We start from the raw sequence: 17002 nt of genomic DNA, 5'->3' as shown, positions 1-17002 counted from the left end.
TGGCAGACCGCCCGTGGCGCTGTGACTTGTGACATGCTCGCCGTGGCCACGGCCGCGAAACCGCTTGTTGCGCAGACCATCTGTGTGCTCGGCGACGCGTTGGCTCGGGTGCGACTTCCTATCTTGACGCTGCTCTCGATCGCAATCCTGACTGGCTGACCTATCATCGCGCAACGGGCTCTTGGAGAAGCCCATCAGATCGGTGGTCGCGAGCAGGCGGCATTGTTCAACCTCGCCGCCGTCGCATTGCTCGGCTTGGCAGTCCTTTCCGAAGTTCAGTCGCTGCTGAGTGGTCTGGCGACGTTGGCTACAGACCTAGACGCCTAGGTGGGGGGAGTGGTCAGCAGGTCGCCCTGAAGGTTCTTCCCCGGCGTCTATGACGAGGCGGCGGCGACGTTCGCCGCGGCAGGCGGCAGCCCAGCGGCTTCCCTTGACCGGTGATAGCGCTCCGCAAGTCCTGCCCAGCGTTCACCGTAGCGGTGCGCGGAATCGACGACGGTCTGCGGTATGTGAACGAAGGGCGGCCGAGCAGCCCCAGCACGCCCATAGCCCGCAGTGTCGATTGCCATCTTCCACCAGGCGGACTGCATGGCTTGGAATTCCTCCATAGTCAGACCCAGCGTTCGAAATGGCGCCTGCATCTGGTCGGCGATGGCCGCGGCCTCTGTCCAGTCGCCACGCTGGCATGCATCGCGCAGCGAAAGCGCGGGCCAGGGGCCCATGCATACGTCGATGCTCCACGCTCCGGCAGCACCGAACATCATTGCGGGGTACATCAATTGGTCCAAGACGAGGACCGACATCTTTTCCTTGACCGCTTTGATGGCGCCGATCACATTGAAGATGTCCATCGAGGTCTGCTTGAGCGCAACGATATTGCGAATCTGGGCCAGCTCCCTAAATGCACCGGGCGGCAATGTGATGCGGAACGCATGCGGGTTCTGGTAAATCATAATCGCCAGCTCCGGAACGGCCTCGGCGAGGTCTTTATAGTACTGGACCGCGTTCTCGGCAGTCTGCGGCAAATACATCGGCGGTCCGCTCATAATGCCGTCCGCCCCGAGGTCGGCGATGACGCGGGCGCGTCGGATCGAGTCGCGCGTGTTGAGCGTGCTGGCACCAACGAACACCGGAACCCGGGCGTTCACCGTCTCCACGACTGTCGTGATGAGCGTGCGGTATTCGTCGTCGGAAAGGGTGTGCGACTCGCCGGCGCTGCCGGTCGTCACGATGCCGTCGACACCATCACGCACCAGACGATCCACCAGAGACGCGAGCGCATCGGTGTCGATCGTGTCGACCGCGTTGACATCGGCGGCGTCCGGCGTCGAGCAGGCCGGCACGAATCCCCACAGCCCCTTCATGTCGCTGGGAACGAGTTCGCTGCTACGTGTTGTCATGAGCCGTGTCCAATCTGGTTTGATGATCTTCGGAATGGCTTTTATTGGCGGTATGGTCGCGCCGGACCGTCCAGGGTGGGACTTGAGCCGATGGTAAGTGCCGATGCACTCCCGTTCGTGGCATTGTGTCCCTCGGCGCGAAGTCAACTCTAGGCGCCGCGATAAGTGCTAGTAGTCGATGTCTAAGCCGCTCTCGAGTTCAGCGAGCCGATCCTGGGCTTTTCCGATCGACATCATCTTCATCATGTTGCCGACGGCTTTCATCTGCCCGGTCATGGTCGCGGTCTGGCCGTTGAGCGCACCCCGAGACAGCTCGACGTTTGTTTCGTAGCTGAGCTCGGCCTCCACGTCGGGCGTGCGCGGCGGGGATCCGATACCGACGATGAGCGACCCGTCAGAGAAATGCATGTAGTAGTCATCGCTGGCCGGGCTCTGCGACACGGATACGCGGAGCACCACGTCATGTCCCTTCGCTGCAATGCGGAACCTCTCGTCGGCATTGGCCGCGTCGGTCACCGCAGTCGCCCAGTCGTCGGTTAGGAACCGGATCGCCATTTCACCTCCATATGATCGTTTTCGTCGTCTCGGCCGTCGAGCCGTTCATGTTGTTGCGGCTTCGAGTGCGCCTGGTGGTGTTTGGGCGACCATCTGGTGGCCCCACACACTGGGTCGGTCGTACTGAGCGACTGTCCAGGTTTCCTCGTCGACGGTCACCGCATCCCAGCCGTACTCGATGTCAAACCCGCTCGGTGTGCGCGCGTAAAACGACACCATCCGATCGTTGACATGGCGCCCCAACGTCATGCTCAGCGGAATGTTGCGCGACATGCACAGGTCATAAGCCATCCCCACGTCATCAAAACTTTGCACCTCGACCATCACGTGGTGCAGTCCCCGCACACCCGGCATCGGAGTCAACGCGATGCTGTGATGGCGCGGGTTGCAGTGGTAGAACCACAGATCCATGAAGGTGTAAATCTCATCGCTCTTCTTAAACCCCAACACCCCCCGCAAAAACCGGTCGGCCTGCGCAAGGTCCGGCGTCGCCAACACCACATGACCCAACCCCTGCGCACCGGTGACGAACCCCGATATCGCACGACCGGGCCGGAAGGAACCCGGCACCACCTTCTGACCGTAAAACAACTCATGACGCAACCCCGAAGGATCCGACAGCGTCACAAAGCCCAACACCCCGCGGGCCGCGCAGTCCTCCTCGGTCCCCACCTCAAACCCAATGCCCCGCTTGTGCAGCAACTCCCCGGCAGCCTCAACCGCCTCCTCGCTGCCCACATCCCAGCCCGCATACAACATCCGGTTGCGCTCTCCGTGATGCACAGCCAAACGATGATCGGCGTCGTCGATCCGCAACAGGACCGACCCACTGGACGCCTCAACCGCCTCCATCCCCAAAACCTCCGGACCGAACGCCAACCACTCCTTCGCATCCGGAGACTCCACACCCACATAACCCAACGTCTTCACCAACATGTGCTGTCCTCAGGCGATTCAGTGGTTCGAGACGGCAAGTGACGCATAGCGCTGCTGGAGTGCGGCCCAGTTCTTGCCGGCCTCGCGCCCGCCAGCCAAATAGGACTCCGGCACTTCGGTGTACGGCGGTCGGGTGGGCCCCGTGCGCATAAAACCGGCCGCCTGGAATTGGGCGTTGTCGATCTGGATGCTGTACTTGAGGAATTCGGCGAAGTTGCCGCCCGGGTACAGCGTCTCAAGAGCCCCCTCGAGTTCGTCGGTGAGCGCTTGGCAGTCGTCCCAGCGGCGGGCTCTGATTAGGTCGCGCAAGTGCGTTACTGGCGCAGGGCCGCAGGCCACATTGCCCGACCAGCAGGCGGTGACCTCTTCTGGGAAGAGCCGCGCAAAGTAGTACCAGTCAGTCTCAAGCGGCAGTAGCCGCACGCGACCGCTTACCGCGCGGAGGTCGGAAAGGAAGGCGGAGCCACTGAGCAGCCCGAGATGCTTGGCAGCGACGACCTGGGGTATCTGGCTGAGTGCCTCGTAGGCGGGCGTCCCGATCTTTCCCTTGAAGGCGCCGGGGTTGTCGTAGACCACCAATGCCATGTTCGGCACTGCCTCGGCCACATCCCGGTAGAAGCGCACGATGCCGGCGTCATCCAGGGGCAGCCACATCGGACGACCCACGAACAGGCCATCGGCGCCGAGCTCGCCGAGCCGGCGACCCCTCGCGATCGTATCGCGGGTATTGAGCGTCGTCGCTCCGGCGAAAACCGGGATACGTCCCGCGACGGCGTCGACCACGGTGGCGACAAAGCTCTGCAACTCGTCCCACGTCAGCGAGGCGCACTCGCCGAAGGTGCCTGTGGTCATGAGCACATCCACTCCGCCACGGACCATCGCGTCGGCGAGCGTCGCCGCCTCATCGAGGTCTACGGAGAACGCGGTGCCCGGTTGGTCGGCCGTCGGGATGGAGGGCGTAGGGATAATGCCGACGACACCGGTGATGTCATCAACGGTCAACTTCGTGTCACGCACGTGCACTGCCTCTCTCGTGAATCGTCAGCGGGCTCGGAGGTTAGCGGGGACCGGCGGAAATGGCTGCGTCCCCAAAGACAGCTCGGGCTCTTCGTAGTAGAGATCGAGAGCCTTCAATGTAGGGATGTCGTTGACCGAGAACAGCACGGCATCTTCTGCCGACCGGTTGACGAAGTGATGGGTGCTCCAGTTGGGCACCACGAAGCTGTCGTGGGGCCCCCAGTCGAGTTCGACCCCGTCGACAACCGTCGTCCCTTCGCCACGCACGACGAAATACACGGCACTCGACGTGTGGCGATGGGCCTCGGTCTGCTGGCCCGGCCGCAGCAACTGCACCCAGCAATCCAGCGTTGGCATAGTCGATCCGCCGGTAACGGGGTTCGCATAACGCAGGACTACGCCGTCGTAGGGACTGCCCGCAAGGCCCGCCATCCGCTGGAGCTGCCGCTCGACGTCACGCCACGGATAGCGGTACGGGAAGTTCGCCGCCTTGACCTGCTCCCACGCCGGGCGCAGCATCCCACCGCGGTCAGCGAGATGCTCTCCCGGGTCCTCGCGTTGAGGTTGGCGCATCTCGCCATAGGGCTCATAGAAGGGCACATTCAGCCCGAGCACTAGGCCGATATCCAGCACGTCGAGCCAAACGACGTTCTCCGAGGTGGCGTTCTCATGGTCATGCCACGTCCAGCGAGGGGTCAGAACCAGGTCGTAGGTGTCCATTTGACAAGGCTCGCCATCCACCACAGTCACCAGGCCGGGGCCGCCTTGAATAGCGAACCGCAGCGCCGCCATGGTGTGGCGGTGCGCATAGGCAATCTCGCCGGGCTTGAGCATCTGCATACCCATGTTGATGGTGTGCGTGGTTCCCCGGGCATCCGGATTGATGAACGAGAGATTGCGTCGCGCCGTCAAACTTTCAGGCATCACGTCGCACGACTTCAGAAGCTTCGCGTAAACATCGTGCCATCGCCACAGAAACGGAACACCCGCAGGCTTGGGGCCGCCGACGACCCTCTCCAGCATGTCGTCGTAGATCCATTGCCCACGTAAGTTGGCAGCCTCGAGCTCGGCGTCGAATTCGTGAAGCCCTGAAATCTCAGCGGTCGACATGAGACTACCTTCTCTGTTTTGCAGAACACTACTCTGTTACTTAGAGAGTATCGGGACCGGCCGATTGCGTCAACACCAGGAAGTGCCGCGTACTAACCTCACCGTACTGACCATCGCCGTTGGTGACGGCGTGGCGAGGTGAGAACAAGAAGACCTCCAAGTGAGCTAGGAACGCTCAACAACCTCCGAGGTCTTCTTCATGACTCGTGGCGCCGTGTCGGCTGCGACAGGTTGTGTTGTCGATAGGGTCCCAGAGGTCACCGATGTGGGTCGGTCGCCAGCGGCGCAGCCCCGAACCTCGATGATCGGCCACTCCGTTTCGAGCCGAGTTCCGTCTAGGGGAGCGATGCGGTCGCGGCAACTCATCCGTGATGCCGGCGCCCAAGGCGCGGTATCGGCCTGTCCACCGAGCCGGGGCGGTGGCCGAAACCTGAATACCGCGCCGCGGCCACCGAGGACCTCGCGCGGTAGAAAGCCGCGACATTCCGAGCTAAGAACGCGGCGAAGCCGCAGCGAGCATGTTCGGTGGGAAACCAGTCCCACTTGCAATGCGGCGCGCAACCACTTGTGGCCCGACTATGGCGATCGCGTTGCGGCGGTATCGGGTGGGTTCGTCAACACTTCGAGCCTTCCCCGCACACTTTCGAGATCGCTACCGGCCTGCAGCGCACGCCTGCACTCGATCAGTGCTCGAGGCCAGTTCACCACCGCCGCGCCACCAAGACGTTGCTCGCCATCCGGGTAGAGGACTGTGAATCGATTGTCGGACAATCGATCTCCGACGACGAGTGGCTCTCCTAGGTGAGTTGTTTGGCCGCAAAACTGGATCTTCCAGTCGTACTGGTCGCTCCAGACGTACTCGACGGGCTCGTAGCAGCGCAATTCATCGGGATACAAAATATTATGCGCGACGCAAGACGCCTGGTCGACCGCGTTTGTCCAGTGTTCGATGCGCATCGTCACGCCGCGGGCGCGATGAAACCAACGCGACACGTCGCCGACTGCGTAGATGTTTTGTGACGTGACGGCGCGGCAGAACTCGTCGCAGACCAGGCCGTCATCGACGACCAGTCCCGACGGCATCAGCCAGCCGTCATTCGGAACGGCGCCGATGCCCACCACCACCGTGTCGGCTTCTAGGACGGTCCCGTCCGTGAGGCCGATCTTAAGGTTGCCGCGCTCCCCCTCAATATTCTCGACACCGACGCCGAATCGCGTGTGCACTCCGTGGTCTCGGTGCAAATCGACGAACCACTCGCCGATCTCTTCGGTCAGCACCCGGCTCATCGGCACCGGCACCGGGTCGACAACCGTCACTTGCAGCCCCAGTGACCGCGCGGTTGACGCGACCTCGGCCCCAATAAATCCTGCCCCGATCACCACGAGGCGGGCACCGGCAACGAGGTCGGCTCTTAGCCGCAGACAGTCCTCCAGAGTGCGGAGCACATGAACGCCCGATCCGTGGCCCCACGGGGATGGTCGCGCGCTGGCTCCGGTGGCCACCACCAGGTGGTCATAACGCAGGGGCTCATCATCGGCGAACTCGACCTGACACGCTGCGACATCCACTCCGATCGCGCGGCGGCCGAGGAGAAGCTCGATGGCGTCGGCGGCGGCAGCGTCTCTGGTGAGTAACGTCGCAGCCGCGATGTCACTCGTACCCGCAAGCAACGCTTTGGATAGCGGCGGTTTGTCGTAGGGCAGCGCAGTTTCCTCGCCCACCAGGACGATGTCGCCGTCGTAGCCTTGCGAGCGCAGCGCCTGGGCCGTGCGGACCCCGCCGACAGAACTGCCGACGATGACGACCCGTGACGTCATTCGTCTACGACTTCCAACGCTGCCACCGGACAGCTGCGCGCAGCCTCCTCGACCCGGGTCCTGTCCGCGGAAGGAACCTCCGTCTTGCGGACCTCCACGAGTCCCCGATCGTCGATGTCGAAGTAATCCTCGGCCGCAACGACACAGTTCGCGTAGCCCTGACATACCTCGCGCTTAGCCTTTATAACTCCGCCCATCTGCTTTCCTTCCCTGTGTTCGTCGGGTTCAATTCCGCTGGGGTGGGGGTCCGAGGCTGAAACCGCCGTCGGGATGGATCGTTTCGCCGGTGAGCCCGCGGGAGCGGTGAGAAGCGAGGAAGACGTAACTCCACGCGTGGTCTTCACCCGATAGGGCCACGCCCAGCGGTGTGCGAGCAGCCAATTCGCGGGCCCGATCTGGTGCAGCATCCAGACGGCGGGCGCCAAGGTCGAGGCTGTCGAGTCCGCGCAGGTCGGTGTTCAACGTCCCCCCGGGGGCGACACCGTTCACACGGATCCTCGGCGCGAGTTCGTGAGCCAGTGCAGTGACTACGCCGCGCACCGCGAACTTCGACGCCACATACAGCAGGCCGCCGCGTCCTGGATAGAACGATGACGCGGACTCGGTGAGCACGATCGAGGCGCCGTCCTGGCCCATCAGCGCCGGCACTGCTGCCTTGACTGAGTGGATATGACTCAGGACGTTGATGCGAAACATTTCGTCGAACGCCTGGTCGATCAGCTCGGCGGGGATGTCCTGAATACGGCGGTAGAAATCGAAAATCCCCACGCAGTTCACCAATGTGTCGAGTCCGCCGAAGGCGTCGACAGCGACCTGCACTGCTTCGTCGTTGGCGGTGCGGGTGGTCCCATCGCCCTCGATCACCGGAACGTCGGGCAGCTGATGGCGCAGCGTGGCGCACTTACCGCTGTCGTACTCGAGCACGGCCACCCGGGCATCCTCGTTCAGGAACGCGTCGACCGTGGCCCGACCGATACCCGAACCTCCGCCGACGATCAATGCGCGTTTGCCCGCCAGCCAGCCAGTCATACCTCCTCGCCCAGAATCAACGGAGCACCTGCGTTCCCCACCATGGCCGCCAAGGTGGCCGGATTCTGCCAGGTCAGCGCCTCGATCTCCAAAGCATCCAGCGACACCCACTGCGCCGATTTCGGCGCCTGAATCAACAGCCGAGCTCCATTGCGAGTGGTCACTCGGCGCACGACGACCTCTGCGAACTCGTTGGCAATGTTCAGTGCATCACCGGTCGCCCCAGCCAGCAGCGACGACAGTTCCTCGCACCCCGGTTGTGGGGGCGACTGCGCGCCCTCGCCGGATCCGTTCGAGCTCATAGGAAGACCGCCAGATTTTGCATTCGAAGCACTGATTCATCGACGCAGATTGTGCGGCGTGCGAGTTTGAGCGCGTTGCCATCGCGACGTAGAAGATCCTCACGACCGCATGAGAGGAGCGTGGACTCATTGACGTCGCCACGGCTGCGGAACAACAACTCAGCGCTGTCGACCACGAGGTAGTCGGCATCGTCGCTGAGGAATGTGCGCACATTGGTGATGAAGTGACGCAGACGCGACGGCGGATCCTCAGTCCAGGCATGCTCGGTGGCGAATCGGGCAACGCGGCGACTGAGTGAGTATTTGTTCTCGTCGAAATGCGCCATTCCCGGTGAGCTATCGAATCCGGCGCCGGCGGCGGTGGTGATCCGCACCGGCATGTAATAGTGAATGTCCTCGGTAAGAACACCCAGCCACCTGTCGTAGTCTTGGGCATCGAGGAGGTACGCCTCGTTGACGAGGAAGCGATGCGCCTCCAGATGGCGAGAATCGTCGAACGGTAACGGGTCGCCGACGCGTTGGGCGCGCGCGGCGTGCGCACCGAGTACCGATGGGGCCATGGGTCGACCAGTGCGTTGATCGTCGACGGTCACAGCGTCACCGACGTCGTAGCCGACTCCGAGTCGATACCGGCGACGGCCCCGCCGTTGGTCTGCACCATCGGCTCAATACCTTGCGGGTTGTCCGTGAGCACCGTAGCCGGGTCGACTCGCAGCGGCGGCATGTCCAGGTAGTCGGCCCAGAGCCTCAACAATTGCCGTTGATTGTTCTCGTTGTAACCGAGCTGAGCGTATCCAGGCCCGTGGAATTGAGCGCTGCTTAGGGTGTCGACCACCCGGGCATCGTCTGCGAGCAGCCCCATCCGGCTGTTCAGCCGCAGTCGGCGGGCCATGGAACCCCCCGCGGTGTTGGTCAGCGACACCCAGTTCTCGACATCGTCTTGTTCGAACATTCCCGTCGAGCCGAAACACATCAAATAAGCCTTATACGAGTCCGCCTTAAAGTCTGCCGGGGCATCAGAATCCACCGCAAACCAGGACAGCACCTCAGTTTCGTTCTCGCTAATGGGCTGCCATACCCGGATTGAAATGAACGGCAAGACGTGCTCGCCGTCCTCCACTTTCGGCCAGTTGTGCACGAAACTGATGTTGGGAAAGCACGTCGCGGCCGAGATCATGAACCCGTCGGTGCCGACGACTTGTTGCTGCTGCTCGGTCCATGTGGCCTTGGCTCGACTAATCATGTCCGCCGGGTAGCCCACATAGCTCATCCGGTCTTCGAAACTCCCCTCGGGCAGCTTGTATGTGGTGCCCCCACCTCTACCCGCCCAATACGTGGCGCCGTCTTTGCGCTTGTTGGCCTTCGGCTCTCGGAACAAGCCGATCTCCACCACAGACGTGTGCGTCTGAGGTGTGTGGTACATGTCCCCGGCGAAATTCTCAGCTGCGATCTTCCAGTTCGCTTTTACCCGCCAACGCTGCGGACCCCGCACCTCAAGGCCGTTGGGGCCCTGCTTGGTGTAGAAATCGAGATAGAACCTGAAATCACCCAGATACTCTTCAAGCGATTCCGCGTCAGGATCCATCGACAGGAAGATCAACCCGTTGTAGCTGGCCACACTCGGCGCTGGCAACAGGGTCTGCCCCGCCTTGTTGAACCCGGCGTCTCCTCCGTAGGCCTCTTGGTGAAACGGCAGGCCGATAATGCGGCCGTCGTTGCGGTAAGACCACCCGTGGTACGGGCATCTGAAGTTCGACGCGTTCCCCATCTCCGCCCGACAAACCTGCATACCGCGATGGAGGCACATATTGAACATCACCCGGATCTCGCCCGCAGAATCACGAGCGACGATGAACGAATCCTGCAACACTTGTCTGACCACGTAGTCCCCCGGTTGCGGAATCTCCGATTCGTGCGCCACGAACAACCACGCCCGACTGAACAAGCGCTCCTTCTCGAGCGAAAAAATCTGCTTGTCGTTATACACGTGCGCCGGGATCATGCCAGTGCGTACAGCCTCTAACACCTCACCGTGATCCTGCATCTTCAACTCCATGACTCAGCGACTGGACTCGATCCCCGACCAAGGCGCCTTCACTGTTATGTAGAACGCGACTCTGTCTAGCAGAGAGTATGCCGTCTCCTTACCGGTGGAGTCAAACGAGGGCGTTGACTAGTCGAGACTGCAGCGAGTGAGCGCTAGACCGCGCAAAAGAGGACCGCAACCCGTTACCACAGGGGGGCGGGGGACAAGCGTCCGATCCGAGCGGCTACCACAGGGATGAGCCAAAACGTATTAACGCGGCGATCCTGTACTGCCACAGGCGAACTGCTCGTCGACGAAGGCACCGCCGCGTGCGCCAAGAAGCAAGTCGGCGGCCCCCAACTACCCGCCGCAGCCAAGGCAGACAAACGGCGGCCAGGCTTGTGCGCATGAAGGCGACTTTTCGCCCCCGGCACCGGACTCGTCGCGATTCTTCGACCTGCATTCGAACCTGACCGCGGTACGCTCTCTGTCATGCAGAAACCCTCACTCGCGGGCATGGAGCGTGACAGCACAGGGAAGCCCCCGCAATATCCGATCGAGTCTGTCGACAACGCTCTTCGCCTACTCCTCCTCCTAGGAGAGCGCTCTGAGATCCGGCTCACTGACGCCAGTGAGTACCTGCGCGTCGCTTCATCGACCGCGCATCGCCTGTTATCGATGCTTCAGTACCGTGGGTTCGTCCGCCAAGATCCGGCCAGCAAGGCGTACCAGCCCGGACCGTCCCTGACAAACGTGGCGTTCGCTGTCCACTCCAGGATGGACATACCACGCACGGCCGCCCCGATTCTGCGCCAGCTGGTCGACACGCTTCAGGAAACCGTGCACGTAGGAACGTTGGACGGCAGACTGGTTCGCTTCATCGCGGCACTCGAAAGCCCTTCTGCCGTCCGGGTGATCTCGCGTTTGGGTAGCACGCGTCCTGCACACTGCACGTCGACCGGCAAAGTCCTACTCGCCGGCCTATCCGACGACGAGCTGGACCAGTTGTACCCCGACCCACATTTGGAGCCACTCACTGAGCATTCCGTGCGCACTCTCACCGAACTGCGCACTCAATTGGCAGAGGTCAGGAAAAGCGGGTTCGCGATCAGCAGGCAGGAAAGTGAGGAAGGCGTCGCGTCTGTTGCCGTGGCGGTACCCCAAGGTGGTTCCGGGATAAGGCTGGCACTAAACGCGTCAGCGCCGAGTTATCGATTCCGGCCCTCCGATGTTCGCGAAGCTTGCAGTGCCCTAAAAGACGCCGCCGCCGAGCTAGCCCGCAATCTCGGCTGATGACATCCGAAGAAACGGAGGCCGACAGGAAGGTACCCGGCGGCGCCCCGGACCTGCCTGGCTTCATTGCGACCATCGACTTATTCCTTCGATTGGAGAAGCGAAGGAAATCCGAACCGATGTTCGCCGCGGTCCTCACCGACGACTTTCAGATCGGTTTTCGTGGTGGTCACCAGTGGAAAGGCCGCGATGGCCTACAGGTGTACCTCAACCAACGCGACGGGATCTTCGACGAACGCCTCGAGCTGCGCCACGTACTTTCCTACGTCCCGGTGAATGAGGGTGTGGTGGAGCTGACGACCCGTCTTGAGTTCTATTTTCGTCGCTGGAAGGCGCCCGCGTTGGTCAGCGAAGAATTCACCGGGTCGGCCTTTCGCACGTGGCTGATTCGCATCGCTGACGACGAGATGCGCGTGAAGCGGGTGATCATCGATGGATTTGCCAATCTCAACGAAAACGCACGGACGGTGTTTGCCATCCCAGATGAAGGGTTCGACGAGTAAACGATACTGCCCGGTGAACGCGGTATACGACCACGGACGCCGAGGCGCACGATCGCCACACGCTTCTCCATAGTGAAGTTCGATGTGCTTTATGTGAGAAACCCACATCGAGCTCGTTGACGTGGCTCACTGGTTAGTGGAAGAAAATGAAACCGGCATCTCGGGTCACTCGCCGATTATTTTTTCGTGATGCCCAGAAGGTTTTTCCGTGACGCCCAGAAGGTTTCGGTAATCGTCGGCCCATGTTCGGATGGCTTCGGGTGCGTGGCGGTGGACATCCACTTCGAAGCCAGCTGGTCCGGACCCTGAAGCGGCTATGCGATCGCCAACGCGAGGGCAATGTAGGCAGTGATGATGGCACCGACTTAAGCCAGAATAGGTTGTCGTAAGTCCATCGAGCACATTAGTAAGGACCGTCGACGGCAACTGGATTGATGGTCGCCGGCTCTTCGTCCGCGTACGCCCGTCGTTCGGTGGGATCGACGCAGCATCCGTACCGAACCGTTTTGGACGCCAGGCAAATCAGTATTGAGTAGAAGTGAGGAAGTAAGCGGGGGCCATCTCAGTTCACCGCTCGCGCAATGGACTTGAGTCGAAGGTGGGAGGAAATATCGAGCGAGCCGCCGACTCCGCTGTCTTTGTATCCATCGGCTGGGTCGGAGACACCGTGGTCCCGCGCGTTGATCGAAATGCGGGCGGTCTGCATATTGCGCGCCACCGCCGTCGCACGCTCGACGTCACGACTGAACACCGCGCCGCCTAGCCCATAGGACGAATCATTGGCCACGCGAGTTGCGTCATCATCTCCACCATGAGGAACTACGACCAGCACGGGTCCGAATATCTCTTCGCGGAACACGCGCATCGTACGATCGACGTCGACGATCACCGTGGGCTCGACATAGAAACCGGTCGGGTTGGACGGACGGCCACCTCCGAGGATCACCCGAGCTCCTTCGGCACGAGCCGAGTCGATGTAGTCCTCGACACGTGCGCGCTGCGCCGCGCTGACAAGCGGACCGAAGACTGTCTTTGGATCCAGCGGGTCACCCACCTGCGCACTGGCCAAGGATGATGTGACGACGTCGAGCACATCCCCGAAGCGTGCGCGAGGTGCGATGACACGCGTGCATGAGTAGCAGACCTGACCCGTATTCGGCAGGCAGGTGGTGACCAAGTTGTCGGAAAAGAGCTCGAGGTCTGCATCGTCGAGCAGCACGGCCGCCGACTTTCCGCCCAACTCCGCTATGACCGGCTTCAAGAGATGGCCTGCACGCGAGGCGACTGCGCGACCGGCACCCGTGGAACCGGTGAAGGACACCATGTCTATGTTCGGATCGTCTACCACTGCGGCCCCTGTAAGGCGGCCACCGGTGACGACGTTGATCACACCGGGAGGAAAGCCGACTGCAGCAGCGAGCTCCCCGATGAGCAATGAGTCCAAAGATGTTTCCTGCGCAGGTTTCACAACGACCGTGCACCCTGCGGCTAGAGCCGGAGCCAGCTTGTGGGCAAGTAAGGACTGTGGCGCATTCCACGGGATGATGATCCCGACGACGCCTACCGGTTCACGTCTGACAATGCCCTTCCCGTCGGCACTGGCGACTTCGGGCTCGAAGGATCCGGCTTCCTCGGCATAGTGGCGGTAGAGAGCTATGGGACGAGTGCCATTGGTACGACGTGACCTCGAGATGACGGCTCCATTCTGGGCCGTGACGAGGCGCGCGATCTCCTCGCGCCGTTCATCGAAACCGTCGGCCAGCGCGGCGATCAGGGTTGCACGATCGTTGGACGGCGCTTCGGCCCACGCCGGCAGCGCGGCGCGTGCCGCGATCGCCGCCGATGCTACGTCCGCGCTGTTGCCGTCGGGGACGCTGCCGACCCAGTCCTCGGTGGCCGGATCGGTGAGGTCGATGATGGCATCGGAATCGGCCTTCCGCCAGACACCATCGACATAGATATGGCTGTGGCGCCTGCCGATCACGCCGTTTCTCCGGAAAGGACTGGATCCTTGACCGGAGCGGGCGTGAAAGTTGCAGGAATATGCGAGAATCCACGCAACACGTTGTTTAGCTTGCGGGTGGGATCTCCGACTGTGAGCGTCTCGACGCGCTCGATCATCGATTCCAACACTGCCTGGAGCTCGATCCGGGCCAATACCTGGCCCGCGCAGGCATGAAGACCGGTTCCAAAGGTCAGATGGCCCGCGGCGTTTCGGTGAATGTCGAATTTGTCTGGGTCGGGATACTGGCGCTCATCGCGATTGGCGCTGCCATAGATGACAGCTACCCGCTCGCCCGCGGCGATCTCGATCCCGCTCACGTCGGCGTCCACCGCTGCGACACGGGAGAAGAGCTGCGCAGGTGCTTCGATCCTCAACACCTCATTCACCACTGCGTTGACCCGGTGGGGCAACCTGCGAAGCTCCTGCCACTGCTCGGGATGCGAACCGAGCAGCCACACCATCGCCCCAAGCGCGTTGACGGTCGTGTCCATCCCCGCCGTGAGATACGCCGAAAGTAGGTGGAGGCAGTACTCCTCGGGGATGATCCCGGCGTCGGCCGCTTCGTATACTGCGGCCCCCATGCTGCCCGGCGCCAGTTGGTCCCTCGTTGCGACGGTGCGGATGTACTCGAACTGCTCGGCGATGTCGGCCAGGCCCGCCGACGTGCGATCGCCCGGCGGTCCAAAGGCGTTGAAGGCACCGTTGGCCCAGCGCAGCAACTCCGATCGAGCATCAACGGGGAGCCCGATCAGCTCTCCGACGACCTCGACGGGAAAGACCTGACCGAAGTCGATCACCGCGTCGAAGGATCCTCTTCTGGTCATCTCGTCGACGAGCGATTGAGCTCTGGGCCGAATGACCCTCTCCACATTGCGAATCGAACGGGGCCCGAGCCGATCCTGAAGAACACCGCGCAGCATGTCGTGGCGTGGCGAGTCAGACGCGATGACGCTGTGTTGACGGACCTCGTTGAACTGACTGTTGAAGCCGACACCTTTGCCGGATATGAATCGAGTGTGGTCCATCAAAACTGCACGCACTTCGGCATACCGCGCCACCGCGAGCACGCCATTCACGGTCAGACGGACGACCGGCCCCAGCTCCCGCATGCGGGCGTACGTGGGGAACGGATCCTGCAACACCTCGTCGGAAAAGATGTCGACGTCGAACTCTGGGATCGTGCTCACCGAGTCTCGGCCTCCCTCTATTCGTTGGTTGTGCACGCTTGCGCTGCGAGACTTCTACGTGACACTTGCCACCTCATCCGAAACAGACGTCGACGGCGGCGGATCCGTTGCCGACGGGTTTCTTACTGGCCAAATACCGGTCCAGCCGGGGATACACCCGGCGCGCATTCCCCTGGACCACCGCGTGGTGATCTTCCTCGCCCAGACCGAGCTTGTTGATGTAGACCAGCGTGTCGTCCCATGCGACTCCGGTGTCCGGGTCGGCTCCACGAACCGCGCCGAGCATTTCGGATGCGAAGAGCAGGTTCGCCGGACCGATCACTCGGTGCAGCAGGTCGATTCCAGCCTGGTGATAGACGCAGGTGTCGAAGAATACATTTCGCAGGAGTTCGCTTGGGTCTGGCCTGCCCAGCCGAGCGGCCAAGCCGCGGTAACGGCCCCAGTGGTACGGGACGGCGCCGCCTCCATGCGGGATCACAAAGGTCAACTTTGGGTATCGCTGGAACAAATCGGACTGTACGAACTGCATGAAGACGCTCGTGTCAGCATTGAGATAGTGCGCGCCCAGAGTGTGGAAGTTTGGATTACACGAGGTAGAGACATGAAGCATCGCAGGCACTTCCAAGTCGATCATGGCCTCGTACAGCGGGTACCAGTATTCGTCCGTCATCGGGGGCGTCGTCCAGTACCCGGCCGTTGGGTCCGGGTTGACGTTGCACCCGACGAAACCGAGTTCATCCAAGCAACGTCGTAGCTCGTCGACCACGGGACGCAGATCTCCACTAGGTGTCTGCGGCAACTGAGCCACTGGCGCGAAAGCGTAGGGATACAGCTGGGCCACACGGTGGACCAGGTCGTTGGACGCGCGGGCCCACGCGGTGGCAGTGGCCTGGTCCGCTACATGGTGCTCCATCCCGGAAGCTCTCGGGGATAAAAGCATCAGATCACCACCCCGCTCGCGAAGCACGCGCAGCTGGTTGTTCTCGACGCTCTCTCGGAGCTCGTCGTCACCGATCCTCGGCGCTGCCGGTGCGGGCGCGCTCGGGTCCTCCAACGCCGCGAGCTGTTGGTCGCGAAACGCCTGATGCGCTGGTGGCGCGGTGGTGTAATGACCATGGATGTCGATGATCACCGCACGGCATCCTTATAGTCGACGTAGCGCAGCCCCGCGCGGACAAGGTCGGCACGCATGTTGTTGACATCGAGGCTCAGTTCACCACGCATGTAACGCTTCTGGTTCTCAGCTTCCTTGGTCTCGCGCAGCTTGGATGCCGCTGCGACGGCAGCGGCCTCCGCGCGGGGGACGACGACGACCCCGTCGTCGTCGCCGACCACGACGTCACCCGGTTCGACCCAGGCGCCGGCACAGGTGATCCCAATATTGACCGAGCCAAGACGTTTCTTGACCGTGCCCTGTGCTGAGACACATTTCGACCAGACCGGGAACTTCATGGCGGCGAGTTCGGTGACGTCCCGGCATCCGGCGTCGATCACCAGACCGCCCACGCCACGGGCCGCGAGTGCCGTGGCCAGCAATTCACCGAAATACCCACACTCCGAGGGCTCTTCGGGAGCGACCACCAGGACATCACCTGCCTGACACTGCTCCACCGCCACATGGATCATCCAGTTGTCATCTGGCGGCACACTGACAGTCACCGCCGATCCGCAGACCCGTGCGCCGGTGTAGATCGGCGTCATGTACGCAGCGAGCAGCCCGGTGCGGCCCTGCGCTTCATGGATGGTCGCAACGCCGAACTGGGCAAGTTCCTCCCGCACCGCGGGATGGGCGCGAGGTGGATTGCGAACGACGACGGACAC

The 17002-nt window shown here is 62.1% G+C and carries 17 protein-coding genes; 2 read left to right on the top strand and 15 right to left on the bottom strand.

The features are described from left to right. Positions 1-374: 374 nt before the first annotated feature. The 11 genes from BLW81_RS08340 to BLW81_RS08290 all read right to left on the bottom strand — a co-directional run bounded on the left by BLW81_RS08340 (position 375) and on the right by BLW81_RS08290 (position 10211). A complete protein-coding gene (locus BLW81_RS08340; protein ID WP_011777791.1) occupies positions 375-1400 on the bottom strand; it encodes a dihydrodipicolinate synthase family protein in 1026 nt (341 codons plus the stop codon). A 168-nt stretch (positions 1401-1568) separates the two neighbouring features. Beyond that, positions 1569-1955: an SCP2 sterol-binding domain-containing protein gene (locus BLW81_RS08335; protein WP_011777790.1), complete on the bottom strand. Its 387-nt coding sequence runs from the start codon at positions 1953-1955 to the stop codon at positions 1569-1571. Between the two features lie 45 nt (positions 1956-2000). Then, positions 2001-2891 (bottom strand): VOC family protein, encoded by an 891-nt coding sequence (locus tag BLW81_RS08330; RefSeq protein WP_083406778.1) that lies wholly within the window; start codon positions 2889-2891, stop codon positions 2001-2003. An 18-nt stretch (positions 2892-2909) separates the two neighbouring features. Further along, positions 2910-3908, bottom strand: coding sequence for a dihydrodipicolinate synthase family protein (locus BLW81_RS08325; protein ID WP_083410401.1), 999 nt, complete (start codon positions 3906-3908; stop codon positions 2910-2912). 24 nt (positions 3909-3932) lie between these two features. Further along, a complete protein-coding gene (locus BLW81_RS08320; protein WP_083406777.1) occupies positions 3933-5018 on the bottom strand; it encodes a cupin domain-containing protein in 1086 nt (361 codons plus the stop codon). 576 nt (positions 5019-5594) lie between these two features. Further along, positions 5595-6836: an NAD(P)/FAD-dependent oxidoreductase gene (locus BLW81_RS08315; RefSeq protein WP_083406776.1), complete on the bottom strand. Its 1242-nt coding sequence runs from the start codon at positions 6834-6836 to the stop codon at positions 5595-5597. Next, on the bottom strand, positions 6833-7033 hold the full coding sequence (locus BLW81_RS08310; RefSeq protein WP_041305446.1) for a ferredoxin: 201 nt from the start codon (positions 7031-7033) through the stop codon (positions 6833-6835). The genes BLW81_RS08315 and BLW81_RS08310 overlap by 4 nt, the downstream gene beginning before the upstream one ends. 28 nt (positions 7034-7061) lie before the next feature. Next, positions 7062-7865 carry a 3-(cis-5,6-dihydroxycyclohexa-1,3-dien-1-yl)propanoate dehydrogenase gene (gene hcaB / locus BLW81_RS08305; RefSeq protein WP_083406775.1) on the bottom strand — a complete coding sequence of 268 codons (804 nt, stop codon included), beginning with the start codon at positions 7863-7865 and terminating at the stop codon, positions 7062-7064. After that, positions 7862-8167: a hypothetical protein gene (locus BLW81_RS08300; RefSeq protein ID WP_083406774.1), complete on the bottom strand. Its 306-nt coding sequence runs from the start codon at positions 8165-8167 to the stop codon at positions 7862-7864. Before BLW81_RS08300 ends, hcaB begins: the two co-directional genes overlap by 4 nt. Beyond that, positions 8164-8727 (bottom strand): 3-phenylpropionate/cinnamic acid dioxygenase subunit beta, encoded by a 564-nt coding sequence (locus tag BLW81_RS08295; protein WP_407662336.1) that lies wholly within the window; start codon positions 8725-8727, stop codon positions 8164-8166. The genes BLW81_RS08300 and BLW81_RS08295 overlap by 4 nt, the downstream gene beginning before the upstream one ends. Before the next feature lie 29 nt (positions 8728-8756). Next, positions 8757-10211, bottom strand: coding sequence for an aromatic ring-hydroxylating dioxygenase subunit alpha (locus tag BLW81_RS08290; RefSeq protein WP_083410400.1), 1455 nt, complete (start codon positions 10209-10211; stop codon positions 8757-8759). 474 nt (positions 10212-10685) lie between these two features. On the opposite strand from BLW81_RS08290, the gene BLW81_RS08285 reads away from it, so the two are divergent. Both BLW81_RS08285 and BLW81_RS08280 read left to right on the top strand, forming a co-directional pair. After that, complete coding sequence (locus BLW81_RS08285; RefSeq protein WP_013470348.1) at positions 10686-11486, top strand: IclR family transcriptional regulator; 801 nt, start codon at positions 10686-10688, stop codon at positions 11484-11486. After that, positions 11486-11989, top strand: a complete 504-nt coding sequence (locus tag BLW81_RS08280; RefSeq protein WP_011777780.1) for a hypothetical protein — start codon at positions 11486-11488, stop codon at positions 11987-11989. Before BLW81_RS08285 ends, BLW81_RS08280 begins: the two co-directional genes overlap by 1 nt. Before the next feature lie 562 nt (positions 11990-12551). Here the strand turns inward: BLW81_RS08280 and BLW81_RS08275 are convergent. From BLW81_RS08275 to BLW81_RS08260, 4 genes are all read right to left on the bottom strand, one after another. Further along, positions 12552-13973, bottom strand: coding sequence for an aldehyde dehydrogenase family protein (locus BLW81_RS08275; protein ID WP_083406772.1), 1422 nt, complete (start codon positions 13971-13973; stop codon positions 12552-12554). Beyond that, positions 13970-15181, bottom strand: coding sequence for a cytochrome P450 (locus BLW81_RS08270; protein ID WP_083406771.1), 1212 nt, complete (start codon positions 15179-15181; stop codon positions 13970-13972). The genes BLW81_RS08275 and BLW81_RS08270 overlap by 4 nt, the downstream gene beginning before the upstream one ends. Before the next feature lie 73 nt (positions 15182-15254). Then, a complete protein-coding gene (locus BLW81_RS08265; RefSeq protein ID WP_083406770.1) occupies positions 15255-16313 on the bottom strand; it encodes an amidohydrolase family protein in 1059 nt (352 codons plus the stop codon). After that, positions 16310-17002: a 4-carboxy-4-hydroxy-2-oxoadipate aldolase/oxaloacetate decarboxylase gene (locus BLW81_RS08260; RefSeq protein ID WP_083406769.1), complete on the bottom strand. Its 693-nt coding sequence runs from the start codon at positions 17000-17002 to the stop codon at positions 16310-16312. The genes BLW81_RS08265 and BLW81_RS08260 overlap by 4 nt, the downstream gene beginning before the upstream one ends.

Origin of the sequence: Mycolicibacterium rutilum (assembly GCF_900108565.1) — a bacterium.
Taxonomy (GTDB): Bacteria; Actinomycetota; Actinomycetes; order Mycobacteriales; family Mycobacteriaceae; genus Mycobacterium; species Mycobacterium rutilum.
The sequence above is the reverse complement of the archived record's forward strand: the minus strand, read 5'-3'. Positions and strand labels throughout refer to the sequence as shown.